Raw genomic sequence first — 13,386 nt, forward strand, 5'->3', positions numbered from 1 at the left:
AAAACTATAGCACTAAGGGTAGGCTAATTTAGGCAAGTGCGATCGCATCAGCCTCTGAACCTGGTGATTGAGCCTCTGAATCTCGTGAACGAGTCTCTGAATCTCGTGAACGAGTCTCTGAACCTAATCAGCCACTTGTGTAAAGTAATCTATAGCCTTTCTCATCCTGATCAGGTATATTTAATTTTCTTACTCCTATTCCCTGTTACCTGCTGCCTACTCCCTACTCCCTGCTCCCTGCTCCCTGTTCCCTCTCCCCAGTCTTATGCACAATTTCATTCCTCCAGAACGCTTTTTCCCTTATCTGACCTGGACTGATATCGAACAGATGCCAGACAAAGAAAATGTTGTGATTATTCAGCCGGTCGCTTCCATTGAGCAGCATGGCCCCCATTTACCCCTGATTGTAGATGCGGCGATTGGGGTGGGAGTCTTGGGCAAAGCCTTAGGCTGCTTAGACCGAGAAATCCCGGCTTATGCTTTGCCTCCCCTTTATTACGGTAAATCCAATGAGCATTGGCATTTTCCTGGCACCATTACCCTTAGTGCTCAAACCTTGCTAGCGGTGCTGATGGAAATGGCTGATAGTATCTATCGGTGTGGGTTTCGGAAGTTAGTACTGATGAATTCCCATGGCGGACAACCCCAAGTGATGGAAATTGCAGCACGGGATATTCACCAGAAGCATGAAGACTTTATGGTCTTCCCCTTGTTTACCTGGGGCGTGCCTAACATGGCCAAGGAATTAGCCACCCAGAAAGAATTAGAATTAGGGATTCATGGGGGGGATTTAGAAACTAGTCTCATGCTCTGTCTACTCCCCGGTCAAGTGAAAATGGATCGGGCAGTAAAGGAATATCCCCAGGGATTGCCCGAGGATAGTCTATTGAGTATGGAAGGACAATTGTCCTTTGCTTGGCTGACCAAGGGGTTGACTCAGAGTGGAGTACTCGGGGATGCCACAGCAGCAACTGAGGAAAAAGGCGATCGCTTATTAGCCTCTCTTTGTGATGGTTGGGTAAACGTGATTCGGGATATCTATCGGTTTCAGCAGCCTGATGTAACGAAGAGGTGATGGCTGGCGGGAATCGGGAATCGGGAGTCGGGAATCGGGAATCGGGAATCGGGGAGTGTGGGGAGAGGGGGAGGTGTGGGAGGTGTGGGAATAGGCAAGAGGCAAGAGGCAATGGTGCGCCCTTGTCCCATAGTGCTGCATCGCTTTTATGATACTGTTTTCGTCAATTTTTATGCCCTGAGCCGAAGCTCTCCGTTGCGAAGTTGCCCACAACTTCAGGCTGATCAATGCGGATGGCGAGACTCGAACTCGCATGGCTTTCGCCACACGCCCCTCAAGCGTGCGTGTCTACCATTCCACCACATCCGCTAATAACTCATTTCGTAGGATAACATACAACAGGACGAAGCTGCAAAGCCTAGCTCAAAAAATGCTGTCAAAATTGAAGGGAGTAGGGAGTAGGGAGTAGGGAGTAGGGTAAGAGTTTGTTTAGTCTGGGTCTCGGAGGTGGGTAGGGGGGGAATGGGGAAAAATCCTGTCTACCTCACTCGTGATGACAATTGCGATAGTTTATAAACTATGTTCCTCCCCACACTTCCCACACTTCCCACACTTCCCACCCTCCCCACACCTCCCCATCAATCTTAGTTTTAAATCTCAAATAAAAACCCTATATAGCCAAGCTATTCTATGAAATTTTCAAAGATCTTAATTGCCAATCGTGGGGAAATTGCCTTACGGATTATCCGAACCTGTGAGGAGATGGGGATTCCCACCGTTGCAGTTCACTCCACCATTGACCAACACGCTCTTAATGTCCAACTCGCAGATGAAGCGGTTTGTATCGGGGACCCCCCCAGCAACAAAAGTTATTTAAATATACCTAATATTATTGCTGCAGCCCTCACTCGCAACGCCACTGCCATTCATCCAGGCTATGGTTTCCTATCAGAAAATGCCCGTTTTGCTGAAATCTGTGCTGATCATCAGATTTCTTTCATCGGCCCTACCCCAGAAGCGATCCGAGCCATGGGGGATAAATCTACGGCCAAAGAAACCATGCAACGAGCTGGTGTGCCCACAGTGCCCGGAAGTGATGGATTAGTCAGCTCTGAGCTTGAAGCTCATGCGATCGCATGTCAAATTGGGTATCCTGTGATGATTAAAGCCACTGCTGGTGGTGGAGGAAGGGGTATGCGCCTGGTACAGGATGACAGCCAATTGATTAAACTCTTCCAAGCTGCTCAAGGAGAAGCCCAAGCTGCCTTTGGTAATGGCGGGGTATATATTGAAAAATTTATTCAACGCCCTCGCCATATCGAGATTCAAATTTTAGCTGATAGTCACGGCAATGTAATCCACTTGGGTGAGCGAGACTGCTCGATCCAACGCCGTCACCAAAAGCTACTGGAAGAAGCCCCTAGCCCAGTGCTTGACCCAGAATTGCGGGAAAAGATGGGTAATGCTGCGGTAATGGCCGCTAAGTCCATCAATTACGTTGGAGTTGGCACAGTAGAGTTTCTCTTAGATGCCTCTGGTGAGTTCTACTTTATGGAAATGAACACCCGAATTCAGGTAGAACACCCAGTCACCGAGATGATCACCGGTCTAGACTTGATCGCCGAACAAATTAAAATTGCTCAAGGGGAGAAACTAAGCCTTACCCAAGACCAAATTACTCTCAAAGGTCACGCCATCGAATGTCGGATTAATGCCGAAGACCCAGACCACGCTTTCCGTCCCCAACCAGGACGAATTAGTGCTTACCTACCACCAGGAGGACCATGGGTGCGCATGGATTCCCATGTTTACCCCGATTACGAAATCCCCCCCTATTACGACTCTCTGATTGGCAAATTAATCGTTTGGGGTCCCACCCGTGATGCTGCCATTCAGCGCATGAAACGAGCCTTAAGGGAGTGTGCCATTACCGGAGTCACCACCACCCTGACTTTCCATCAAAAAATCCTAGAGACACAAGCCTTTCTTGAGGGTCAAGTCTATACCAATTTTGTCGAGAAGGAGATGATGAACTGAACCGCAGCTATGCTGAAGGCAGAGAGCAGAATTAAGCTGTTGTGCATTTAAATTCCACAACAGCTTAGTCAACTAGTCAAGCAGCATAAAATTATTAAAATTTTTGTTAAATAAAGTTTAAATTAAATTCAAATAAATTAATTATCTTATAAAATATCCCTTGTCAAAATTTTGATTTTACTAGGGAAGTATAAAAATGTTGAGTGAAGTATTGAACAAAAAACACACCAAGAATTTTTGGGTATACGATGCAGATAAGAATGGATATGTGGAAAAAGCCGACTTAGAGCAATGCGCTCGTAATCTGGCTTTGCTACGAGGTTGGAAAGCTGGAATGCCAGAATTTGAAGATATTAGTGCCAAATATGCGGCAATTTGGCAGAAATTATTCCAGCCTGCCGATATCAATGGTGACGGAAAAGTAGAATTGGAAGAGTATCTGAAGGTGGCCGACAAATCGATTGCTAATTTTCCTAATTCAGCAGAACTTCAAGAAGCTCATAGTGCTAAAGCAAACATTATCTTCAGTATCTTGGATAGCAATGGTAATGGTACAATTAGTCTGGCGGAATACAAACAATTTTGTAAAGCAGTACAGCTCGACGAAGATATTGCTGAAGTAGCTTTTGCCAAGTTAGATCAAAATGGAGATGGAGTGATATCTAGTGATGAATACTTAGAAAGAAGTAAGGAATTTCATACAAGTGATGACCCTAATGCACCTGGTAACTGGCTTTACGGCTCCTATGAATAATTGGAATGTAACCTTCAACCTTCAACCTTCAACCAAACAACCTTCAACCTTCTAAATCATCATCCTCAGGATTCCCTGCTGACCTAAAAGAATTTCCCGCAGCAGGCTGAAAATCCCTACCCAAATAATTGGGCTAATATCAACCCCACCAATGGGAGGCACAATTTTGCGCATTGGCACTAAAAACGGTTCCGTTGGCCAGGCTACTAGATTAAATGGCAAGCGATTTAGGTCTACCTGAGGATACCAGGTCAGAACAATGCGAAAGATAAACAAGAAGATCATTAGTCCTAGTAACGGACCAAGAGTCCAGATAGCAATCGTAGCAGCAGTCATGGCTTATTTATTCTAATGATCACAAATGTATTGCCGGTGCCACCGTCAGCGGTCAGCGGTCAGTGGTCAGTGGTCAGCGGTCAGCTTATTTTATTTAAAAGCACCTCAAGTACAGTGGCACAGGCTTCTAGCCTGTGAGCCCTAGCGGATTAGCTGATAACTGATACGCGACACGCTGATAACTGATAGCTGAATGCTTACCTGCCGCCTTAGGTGGCTAGGTGGCTTACCAGTGTCCTTGTGATTGTAGTTAATTTAATTTAAAGTTTCTCAATAATAGTATCATGTTCTTGTAAGCATTCAGCTATCAGCCGTGAGCCTTTGGCTCACGCTACTTGAGGTGCCGTCAGCTAATCAACGGGTAGTAAACCAGCTGGGGGGTGCTGGTACGGCTGGTTTAAAATCCCTGCTGGTTTTACTCATCCGACCCCGTGCAGTTATGGCTCCTGCTAGCACCTCAAGTAGCGTGGGCGTAGCGCATAAGCTGATAGCTGAATGCTGAATGCTTAATCAAAAACAAGGTTTACAAATTAACTAGGAGTTTTTATGACACCTTCATTAGCCAACTTTTTGTGGAGTTTACTTTGGGGTACTGCCATTGTGGTTATTCCTGCCACTGTGGCACTAATCGTCTTTAGCCAGAGCGATAAGATCAAAAGATCATAACAAAATCTCTACTATCTATGCCTTAAACGAACTAAGGCGGAGCTTTGATAGCAGGAAATTGAGTGGGTTCACAACCCGCTCAATTTTTGTATTCAGAATCTCTCCTGATCCAGGAGTAAAATGGTTGTTCTCCAGTTACAGTAGAGTGTAAGACCAAGAACTCGCTACCATAAGACTGGCCATAGGAGAGTAGCAATGGTAAATTTTGGGTTTAATTCAGCTAGCCTTTTGGGCATATTATTAATGCTTGCCGGAGCAGGACTCTATTTCCTGCGCTCGGTTCGTCCAGAACTAGCCAGAGACCATGATATCTTTTTCACTGTGGTCGGGGTAGTTTGTGGCTTTATTCTGGTGACTCAGGGATGGCGACTCGATCCGATTTTGCAGTTGAGTCAGCTGTTGTTGAGCGGTACAGCAATATTTTTTGCTGTGGAAAGTCTGCGGTTACGGGGCGTTGCCACTAAAAAAGCCCGGGAAGATGCTGGGTTTGAAGACCGTCAGCGACCAGTTAGCCGTAACTATTACCGGGAAGAACCACAAGAGGCTAATGTTTATGATGAATACGATGAACTAGAGCCGGTAGAGCAGCGATACTCCAACCCTCGCTTGCGGCCCACAGCAGATTCCAGGGAAAGGCGCACAGACCGTTATGAAGTAGAAACCCGTCGTTCAAGGAGTCGAGGGAGTTTAGAGGAATCGAGGCTAGAAGAGCGATCGCGTAAACGCCGCCCTCGTTCTAATGGTCAGTTTTCAGAACGACCTAGAGAGACCTGGCAGGCTCAGTTAGATAGTGATTGGGAAGACAGACCATCTCGTAGTAGACGTTCTCGTCCTTCGGAACAATCTGTGGAACGACCTGTAGAACGATCTGTAGACACTTGGGAGGCTAAGTTAGATCGGGATCTAGACAGAGATCTAGACAGAGATCTAGACAGGGATAGGGAAGACAGACCCGTTCGCCGTAACCGTTCTCGTCGTGAATCTACAGAAAACTATGACTCAGGAAACTATGACTCAGAAAACTATGACTCACAGATAGCCTCAAGGGAAAGAAAGCGTCGTACCACCCCAAGGGAAGAAACATCCTCTAACTACTCAGACCAAAGTGATTATGTGGATTACAAACCCATCGACCTGTCTGAAGAAGATGATGAGCCGTTAGGACCTTTTGAGTACTAATAAAACTAGCTATCAGCTATCAGTGATCAGCTATTAGCCATTAGCTATCAGTGATCAGCAATCAGCAATCAGCAATCAGCAATCAGCAATCAGCTTATGCGCTACGCGCACGCTACGCGAACAGCAATCAGGTATTAGTTATCAGTTATCTGCTAAAGGCTGAGAGCTGAGGGCTAAAGGCTGAGGGCTGAGGGCTGACCACTGACCGCTGACTGCTGACCCCTTAGCCCCCTATGGTATCAAAACAGCGAGGTATTCGGAACAGAAGTTGCTAGACCCTAGGTCTTGTGTTGGATCTAGCTGATGGGATTGACCTTTGGTCACGCTACGCGATCGCATTCAACAAAAACTATCCTCTTGATCCATTACACTCCCGATTCCCGATTCCCGATTCCCTACTCCCTACCTACCACCAAATCCCACAACGCATCAATACCTCTACCCACATACTCTGAATCCTGGTGTTGTTCAATCCATTCAATCACAGTAGGGAGAACATGATTAGATGTTTTGCCCAATTTGCCCAAGGCATAGGCTGCGTTCCTACGCACAAAAGACTCATCATCCATAAGCTGTGCTATTAGGGTGCTGACTACGGTTTCTGAGCTGTTGCCCAAGCTGCCCAAGGCTTTGGCTGCCATCATACGCACATCAGAATTCTCATCCTGAAGTCCTGCTATGAGGGCGTTGATTACAGTTTCTGAGCTGTTGCCCAATTTGTCCAAGGAACTGGCTGCACTCCCACGCACGAAATAATGATCATCCATGAGCCGTGCTAGGAGGGCGTTGACTACAGTTTCTGAGTTGTTGCCCAAATTGCCCAACACTTGGGCTGCACTCCCACGCACAACAGAATCATCATCCTGAAGCAGTGCTAGGAGGGGGTTGACTACAGTTTCTGAGTTGTTGCCCAAATTGACCAAGGCTTCGGCTACCATCCAACGCACATCAGAATTCTCATCCTTGAGCCCTGCTATTAGGGTGTTGATTACAGTTTCTGAGCTGTTACCCAATTGGCCCAAGGCATTAGCTGCACTCCCACGCACAGAATCATCATCCTGAAGCAGTGCTAGGAGGGCGTTGATTAAAGTTTCTGAGCTGTTACCCAATTTGACCAAGGCATCGGCTGCCTCTCCACGTACATCAGAATTATCATCCATGAGTCGTGCTAGGAGGGCGTTGATTACAGTTTCTGAGTTGTTTTCCAAATAGCCCAAGGCATAGGCTGCACTCCCACGCGCAGCAGAATTATCATCCATGAGCCTTGCTAGGAGGGCGTTGATTAAAGTTTCTGAGCTGTTGCCCAATTTGCCCAAGGCTTCCGCTGCCGTCCAACGCACAACAGACTTATCATCCATGAGCCTTGCTAGGAGCGCATTAACTACAATTTCTGAGCTGTTGCCCAATTTGCCCAAGGCTTCCACTGCCTTCTCACGCACAACAGAATCATCATCCTTTAGGGGTGTCAACAATATTGTAATTACCTGATCTTTTTCCCCTAACTCGTGTCGATACTTCAGCAATCGTGTCTCATGAATTAAATTTGTTCGCTCCTTCAACATCTCTAGAGCTTGTGTCTCAAAATCCGTTTCATACAAACTACAAATTATCTGATCAACCTGTTCGTAAACCCTCTCGCCAACCCGCTCCTCACTACTCACCTCCAACTCAACCAACCCCTCTAAAATTTCTTGCACCAACTCACTATCAGTACTCCGTAAATTTTTCGGGTCTTCTGCCAAACAATTACCAGCAAACAACAAATCCCGATGTAACCACTGCTCATAGTTACTCTTATTATTCAAAACTGCCCGAATTGCCTTCGCCGCATTTTTCGGTTTTTGTTGCGCTATCAGCAATAATAACACTTCGCGCCAGTGGGAGTCATGTAAATGCTCCCGAATCTGATTCAATACAATCTCGAAATCATACTCATTCTCGGCTTTATAGTTAATTTCCTGAGCACACAAATATTCCTGAAATGTCTTATGGACAAAACCATAACAATCTTGCCCTTGTTCATTCAATAAACCAGTGCGCTTCTGGATCAACTCTACAAACCGTTTTGCCTCTTGCTTAGCTTTATACAAATCCACCTGCTTCAAGGTTTTAATCTGCTCAGCCAATTGCTTAATCAACTCATCTTTGTCAATTAACGTGCCACTGTCGTTATCTTCAGCATCTCCCTGAGTATGAATCCAATACGCCAACCATTCCATCAATCGGCGCAAATCATCCAAACTCAAATAGCTCAACCACTTATCACTACTTAATTCTTTATTAGCATCCCAAGAGGTTAACAAGGTTTCCACTGCTTTGTCATAAAGCTTATACCGTTCCTTGGGCAATACCGCTTGATACCGATGAATTAATGCAATAATTGTCAACAATAACGGATTCCGTGCCAATAGCTTAATCCGGTCATTATCATCCAGAGCCTTTCGTAAACTCTCCTTGCGCCTTTGAGCTTCTGCTTGGTCTTGAAAGCGACTGTTATACCAGTTATCAATAAACGCGGAAATCTTGCTATCATCAAAGGGTTCAATTTGATAGTGGGGAAATTCCTCAGTGCGGAAAAAATCCCGGCGATAACCAGCCGGTCTAGAGGTAATAATAGCGCGATTTCTGTCAAACTGTCCCAAAAAATTCTCGATGCGCCTGACTACATTATTGCGTTTAGCCTCTTCTGCTACTTCATCCAAACCATCCAGCAATATCAACGCCCTACCATCAGACAACCAATGCTCAAAAAATCCCACTGGTAACCGTTGCACTGACATGGTGTTTTCCGCAAACCCACGAGCATAGTCGATCAGGTTTTTATCGAGATTTATCCCAAAATCTCGCATCCTAATTAAAATCGGTAACCAGTCCGTATCACGATCTAATCCTAAAAGCTCAGGCTTGCTCTCAGCCAAGATTACTGCAAAATAACTCATCAAGGTGGTTTTTCCTGAACCAGGCGCACCCAATATCACCACTCGTCTCGACTGACTTTGGCTCAATAGCTGCTGAGCTAAGAATTTCCTACCAGTCGTCTTTCTTGACAGCGCCCTTTCCAGTTTTTCCTGACTTTCTCCTGCTAACAACTCCCGCTCCCAAGGGCGAGCAGTTGATACCTCTTCCACCACATCGGGCATTACAAAAATTTGAGCTAACTTCTCCGATTTCTCTACTTCTTGCCCAGGCACAGCAATGCCAGCAAATTTAACATCATCAAACCAGTTAGCTAACTGCTCACAATAATCCTGTTTAGCTACCTGAAATTTTATATAAGTAACTGTATGCTGAAAATAAGCATTAACAAATGTCTCTATCCAATGCTTGAGGCTATCTTGATTTAGTTTAATGTTATTCGTTTCTGCGTCTTGTAGAAATACCCTGATTAAAATCTCCCGATCAGGCTGCCCTTGATTAATTAATGGTTTCTGTAATTCTGCTAAAACTGCTGCATTAGTAAAATAGCCCCCCAAAAAATTTTTAACTCCATTCAATCCATCCGGGGGAGCGTGAAAAAATAATAGCTGGCTCGGTTCCAGTTGTTTTTCCCATTCCTTAACTGCGTCTTCTCCCGCTTTGATTGCCTTCTCTACATCACTTTTAGTCAGAGCTTTAACTATACGCTTCCCTGCTTCTCCCGCAACAGTACCTAACAAAGGTGACGCTATTTTCGATAGTTCCAAACCAGCTAAAAAGGAGAATGGTTCCATAATTTATAGGTAATTATGTTCGATTAGCTTAATTATAGCAATTTAGGGAGTAGGGAGCAGGGAGCAGGGAGTAGGGAGTAGGGAGTAGGGAATCGGGAATCGGGAATCGGGAATCGGGAATCGGGAAAAAATCCTGTGCAGCTCACTACTATTATGATAAACGATAGAATTTCTAATTTAGAATCCCTGAAAAAATGCGATGCTCTGATTAGGGAGCAGGGAGCAGGGAGCAGGGAGCAGGGAGCAGGGAGCAGGGAGCAGGGAGCAGGGAGCAGGGAATCGGGAAAAAATCCTAGGTAGCTCACTACTATTATGATAAACGTTCTAATTCCTAATTCATAATCCCTAAAAAAATGCATTGAGTTAAAGTCCCCCAGAATTGGGGTATTTAGGGGGCTTGCAATTCTCGCTAGTGAGGTCAATTCATCTGAAAACGACTGTAAATACTATCCGATCATGCTCGAAATTAAATGCTATCCCAGGATTAACCTTTTAAATATAAATGCGATCGCTAATCCAAAATTAAGCAAAAAACAAACAAAAAATAATAAAGTATTGACAAAAAGTTTAATTTAGTTTAACATATAAATGTCACCAAAAACAACAGCAAAACAACTTATGGACATCGAAAACTTTCTCCCAAATTTTGAGTATAACCCCAACAATCCTAATCTCCCTGAATTATTTGGCCAACCCCAGCCAGGACGGGAGCAAATCAAACATATATTGATCGGTTCTCCCAAAACCGTCCGGGTAACAATCTATAATCTTTATAGCCGTGGCTACGCCCAAGTTCATGAGTGGAGCACTCCTCAACCTATCGGAAATTCTGGTGAGGTCATCAGTATATTGATTCGACATCTGTTGGTAGATTAAGATAGCAACTTGCCAGGGATGCCAATCCCTGTCTTGATGCAGTCGCTCATGGGGGAAACCCCCAAGACCGCGCTGCATCGCTGGCGACAGGTCAAAACTTAGGATAAAGTACGAATTCTGAAGTCTAAAACATAAGTTTGTATGTTGTTGATTGGGATAATTTTCTAATAAATTGGTGAACACATAGTCAAGAACCCTAGGGCTCTTGACTATTACAAAAAATAATTCGGTCAAGGATTGGAATTAACCAGAACTTGACCGAATTTTTTTATTGTGATGAGGGAACAGGGAACAGGGAACAGGGAGTAGGGAGTAGGGAATCGGGAATCGGGAATCGGGAATCGGGAATCGGGAATCGGGAATCGGGAATCGGGAATCGGGAATCGGGCAGTAACGCACCACTGGGTCAAGCAGCTTTAATGACATGCACTCACATCACCCACAGCACCCATAGTGGTAATGCAATAGTTTTTCTAACTCTCCACGTTAACCACTCATATCACCCCTGGTGTTAATGCAATAGTTTTTCTATCCGACCACCCTCATAACCCTCATTGCCCTTACAACCCCTGACGTTAATGCAATAGTTTTTCTGGCTGACCACCCTCATAACCCTTATAACACTCATGATGCTTTCGATACTTCTCACCCACCCCTTGCATCTTTTAAAAAATCGTGTTAAAGTAACAATATCGTCAACACAATGGTTTTACCGCCATGATGATTTCTACCGCACAAGCCGCTGAATTACTAGGTATCTCTGCCACTCGCGTCCGTTTCCTGTTGAGCAAGGGCAGAGTCAAAGGTGCTTATAAGGTCGGTAGAACTTGGGTAATTCCCTTATTTGATGGCATGCCAGTGGTCACCCCTGGTACTCGCGGACCAAAGCGGAATTGGTCAAAGCGCACAAATTACACTAAGGCCGTCATCCACGTGAATCAAAAAGTCATTCGCCAAAATCACAACACTGGCGAACGCAATCCGGTGATTACCGTAAAACGAGGCTCTAAAAACACTTACGGTCATACTGTCGAAGTCAATGGCCCCTGTCGGGTGATGTATCGCCCAGATGAGCCTCTACATTGTGGAGCACGGGTATGGATTGAGACAATTTCTGACTTTAAGGTGATCGCCTAAGCTGTTGTGCATTTGACTTAGACTCAGTTATAAAAAAGTAAGCATTAATGATAGCTGATAGCTGATACGCGACACGCTGATAGCTGAAAAACCATCAAACCCTATCCCCCTGTTCCCTACTCCCTACTCCCTGCTCCCTTGTAGTTAAACCAAACTACTCCCGACAGATCAAGCTTGCCTGGGTAATTTCTTCCAATTCAACCGCTTTCAACAATCGGGACCAAGCCTCAGCAAACGTAGCATTTTGTAGATTACTACAACGAAGTTTAGCTGCTTGATTCAAGGCATCATACCAAATGCCATTTTCAGCATAAACTGTCATTAGCTTCTGCTGTGAGTTTGTTGTATCTAATGGATGCTTAAACTCTGGCAATTCAACCCGTTTCAACAGTCCTCTAATAAACAAAACCGAGTCATCGTAAAACGAGTCTGGGGAATTACAATCAACGATCAGATACCAGCGATACCACTTACCAACCTTTAAGGAGTAGGGAATAGGTATGCTAAACACACCAGACCGACTTGGCAAAGTAACAGGGAGATATTTTGGAGCAAGCTTGGTGTTAGTTTTTGAATCCTGCAAGGAAAATTCCCCAGAAAGCCCCCTCTCAACAGGTTCAGATNCAGCTAGTAAGGTAATTTGGCATTTCACAACCCAAGATGCACGAATTAAATTGAAGCATCAATATCGCTGTTTTTGAAGATGTTGAATCCGACAATTCTAATGCATCAAATTAAGCTTGCCACGCCAGTAGGGTGCGTTAGGGGCGGGCTCGCCCTAATTTTCCACTTCGAGCGCCAGTATTAGAATAGCCCGCCCCGTAACGCACCACCAAGTAGAATGCTGATGACTATGAGAATTGCTAGATACCAGTTTTCAACAATTCCTGAGCCCATATCCGATTTTTATCTGAAAAAGCTGGTACTGGCTCTTGGTCATAATCGAGTTGGTAATCATAACCCCCTCGTTCATAAACACTATTAATTATAGCTTGTAAATCTACTATCGGTTCAGAATCTTCTGGACGTAACGGTAGGGAAAAAGTTGGTAGTTGCTCTGGAAGATTACAGGTATATAACTCGGCTCGTGGGCGACGCTCTTCTCGACTAACCAAAACCCGATAATCGCTCTCGATAGTGTTATATAATAGTGGCATTGGTTTCCAGCCTCTGAGCAAATCGATCTCTACTAAATTGGTCAAGCTTCCTAACACCCGTTGGCGTTTTTTCAGGTAAGTTTCTCTCCCTTCACCAGAGCGCTTATTAACTGGAGATAAAACTTCGATAGCGGTTACCACAGCACCAGTATTCATATCTCTTACTTCCAAATACCCTTGTTTGATTTCTTCAGGCATAGGAACCATTACTGTGACTGGTTTTGTGGTTGGTGGCGCAACAGCAACGTTAGAGCTGGAAGAATCTTCAGTATTTGGTTGACGTTTAACAGTAACATCAGGAATCCTAACTAATAAGACGTTATCTTCGTTAGTTTTATTAACCTGATAAATGCGCTTTTCAATAGCTACTTTATACTTCGGACGTACCTGAGGAATTAAACACTCAGCAATTAAACTAATCAACCAATGATGTACTTCTGGCCATAAATCCGGATGCTCTAAATACGGATCCATACCGGGAAAGATTGACGGCATCCCTTAACCTCCCATCAGCTCTGT

General features: G+C 44.8%; 16 protein-coding genes and 1 tRNA gene. 9 read left to right on the forward strand and 8 right to left on the reverse strand.

The features are described from left to right. The first annotated feature begins 36 nt into the window (after positions 1 to 36). The gene (locus F6K51_RS08050) at positions 37 to 318 is read left to right on the forward strand and encodes a hypothetical protein (protein WP_143727928.1); all 282 of its coding nucleotides are present in this window, start codon (positions 37 to 39) and stop codon (positions 316 to 318) included. Then, complete coding sequence (locus F6K51_RS08055; RefSeq protein WP_293019445.1) at positions 266 to 1,075, forward strand: creatininase family protein; 810 nt, start codon at positions 266 to 268, stop codon at positions 1,073 to 1,075. Before F6K51_RS08050 ends, F6K51_RS08055 begins: the two co-directional genes overlap by 53 nt. Here the strand turns inward: F6K51_RS08055 and F6K51_RS08060 are convergent. Together F6K51_RS08060 and F6K51_RS08065 are read right to left on the reverse strand one after the other, a co-directional pair. After that, a complete protein-coding gene (locus F6K51_RS08060) occupies positions 1,048 to 1,206 on the reverse strand; it encodes a hypothetical protein (protein ID WP_293019446.1) in 159 nt (52 codons plus the stop codon). The genes F6K51_RS08055 and F6K51_RS08060 overlap by 28 nt on opposite strands. A gap of 97 nt (positions 1,207 to 1,303) precedes the next feature. Next, positions 1,304 to 1,384 (reverse strand) — tRNA-Leu (locus F6K51_RS08065). A gap of 321 nt (positions 1,385 to 1,705) precedes the next feature. On the opposite strand from F6K51_RS08065, the gene accC reads away from it, so the two are divergent. Together accC and F6K51_RS08075 are read left to right on the forward strand one after the other, a co-directional pair. After that, on the forward strand, positions 1,706 to 3,052 hold the full coding sequence (gene accC / locus F6K51_RS08070) for an acetyl-CoA carboxylase biotin carboxylase subunit (protein WP_293019447.1): 1,347 nt from the start codon (positions 1,706 to 1,708) through the stop codon (positions 3,050 to 3,052). Positions 3,053 to 3,248: 196 nt separating this feature from the next. Continuing rightward, positions 3,249 to 3,806 carry an EF-hand domain-containing protein gene (locus F6K51_RS08075; protein ID WP_293019448.1) on the forward strand — a complete coding sequence of 186 codons (558 nt, stop codon included), beginning with the start codon at positions 3,249 to 3,251 and terminating at the stop codon, positions 3,804 to 3,806. A 51-nt stretch (positions 3,807 to 3,857) separates the two neighbouring features. Here F6K51_RS08075 and F6K51_RS08080 read toward each other — a convergent pair whose 3' ends face one another. Continuing rightward, positions 3,858 to 4,142 carry a YggT family protein gene (locus tag F6K51_RS08080; RefSeq protein ID WP_008186608.1) on the reverse strand — a complete coding sequence of 95 codons (285 nt, stop codon included), beginning with the start codon at positions 4,140 to 4,142 and terminating at the stop codon, positions 3,858 to 3,860. Positions 4,143 to 4,688: 546 nt separating this feature from the next. On the opposite strand from F6K51_RS08080, the gene F6K51_RS08085 reads away from it, so the two are divergent. The 3 genes from F6K51_RS08085 to F6K51_RS08095 all read left to right on the forward strand — a co-directional run bounded on the left by F6K51_RS08085 (position 4,689) and on the right by F6K51_RS08095 (position 6,442). Next, on the forward strand, positions 4,689 to 4,808 hold the full coding sequence (locus F6K51_RS08085) for a photosystem II reaction center X protein (protein WP_075905548.1): 120 nt from the start codon (positions 4,689 to 4,691) through the stop codon (positions 4,806 to 4,808). A 195-nt stretch (positions 4,809 to 5,003) separates the two neighbouring features. Continuing rightward, positions 5,004 to 5,987: a Ycf66 family protein gene (locus F6K51_RS08090; RefSeq protein ID WP_293019449.1), complete on the forward strand. Its 984-nt coding sequence runs from the start codon at positions 5,004 to 5,006 to the stop codon at positions 5,985 to 5,987. A 287-nt stretch (positions 5,988 to 6,274) separates the two neighbouring features. Further along, complete coding sequence (locus F6K51_RS08095) at positions 6,275 to 6,442, forward strand: hypothetical protein (RefSeq protein ID WP_293019450.1); 168 nt, start codon at positions 6,275 to 6,277, stop codon at positions 6,440 to 6,442. On the opposite strand, the gene F6K51_RS08100 is transcribed toward F6K51_RS08095, so the two are convergent. After that, the gene (locus F6K51_RS08100) at positions 6,383 to 9,697 is read right to left on the reverse strand and encodes a HEAT repeat domain-containing protein (RefSeq protein ID WP_293019451.1); all 3,315 of its coding nucleotides are present in this window, start codon (positions 9,695 to 9,697) and stop codon (positions 6,383 to 6,385) included. The genes F6K51_RS08095 and F6K51_RS08100 overlap by 60 nt on opposite strands. Positions 9,698 to 9,729: 32 nt before the next feature. Continuing rightward, positions 9,730 to 10,002: a hypothetical protein gene (locus F6K51_RS08105; RefSeq protein WP_293019452.1), complete on the reverse strand. Its 273-nt coding sequence runs from the start codon at positions 10,000 to 10,002 to the stop codon at positions 9,730 to 9,732. Between the two features lie 283 nt (positions 10,003 to 10,285). Here F6K51_RS08105 and F6K51_RS08110 point away from each other — a divergent pair, with 283 nt between their 5' ends. Beyond that, the gene (locus F6K51_RS08110) at positions 10,286 to 10,573 is read left to right on the forward strand and encodes a hypothetical protein (protein WP_293019453.1); all 288 of its coding nucleotides are present in this window, start codon (positions 10,286 to 10,288) and stop codon (positions 10,571 to 10,573) included. Between the two features lie 243 nt (positions 10,574 to 10,816). Here F6K51_RS08110 and F6K51_RS08115 read toward each other — a convergent pair whose 3' ends face one another. Then, positions 10,817 to 10,999: a hypothetical protein gene (locus F6K51_RS08115; protein WP_293019454.1), complete on the reverse strand. Its 183-nt coding sequence runs from the start codon at positions 10,997 to 10,999 to the stop codon at positions 10,817 to 10,819. Positions 11,000 to 11,290: 291 nt separating this feature from the next. On the opposite strand from F6K51_RS08115, the gene F6K51_RS08120 reads away from it, so the two are divergent. Then, entirely contained in the window at positions 11,291 to 11,710 is a 420-nt protein-coding gene (locus F6K51_RS08120; protein ID WP_293019455.1) for a helix-turn-helix domain-containing protein, read from the forward strand. Between the two features lie 154 nt (positions 11,711 to 11,864). Here the strand turns inward: F6K51_RS08120 and F6K51_RS08125 are convergent, their stop codons facing one another. Together F6K51_RS08125 and F6K51_RS08130 are read right to left on the reverse strand one after the other, a co-directional pair. After that, positions 11,865 to 12,362 carry a DUF928 domain-containing protein gene (locus F6K51_RS08125; RefSeq protein WP_293019456.1) on the reverse strand — a complete coding sequence of 166 codons (498 nt, stop codon included), beginning with the start codon at positions 12,360 to 12,362 and terminating at the stop codon, positions 11,865 to 11,867. 211 nt (positions 12,363 to 12,573) lie between these two features. Continuing rightward, positions 12,574 to 13,362, reverse strand: a complete 789-nt coding sequence (locus F6K51_RS08130; RefSeq protein ID WP_293019457.1) for a DUF4058 family protein — start codon at positions 13,360 to 13,362, stop codon at positions 12,574 to 12,576. Positions 13,363 to 13,386 lie beyond the last annotated feature (24 nt).

The sequence above is a fragment of the Moorena sp. SIO3I8 genome (assembly GCF_010692325.1).
Taxonomy (GTDB): Bacteria; Cyanobacteriota; Cyanobacteriia; order Cyanobacteriales; family Coleofasciculaceae; genus Moorena.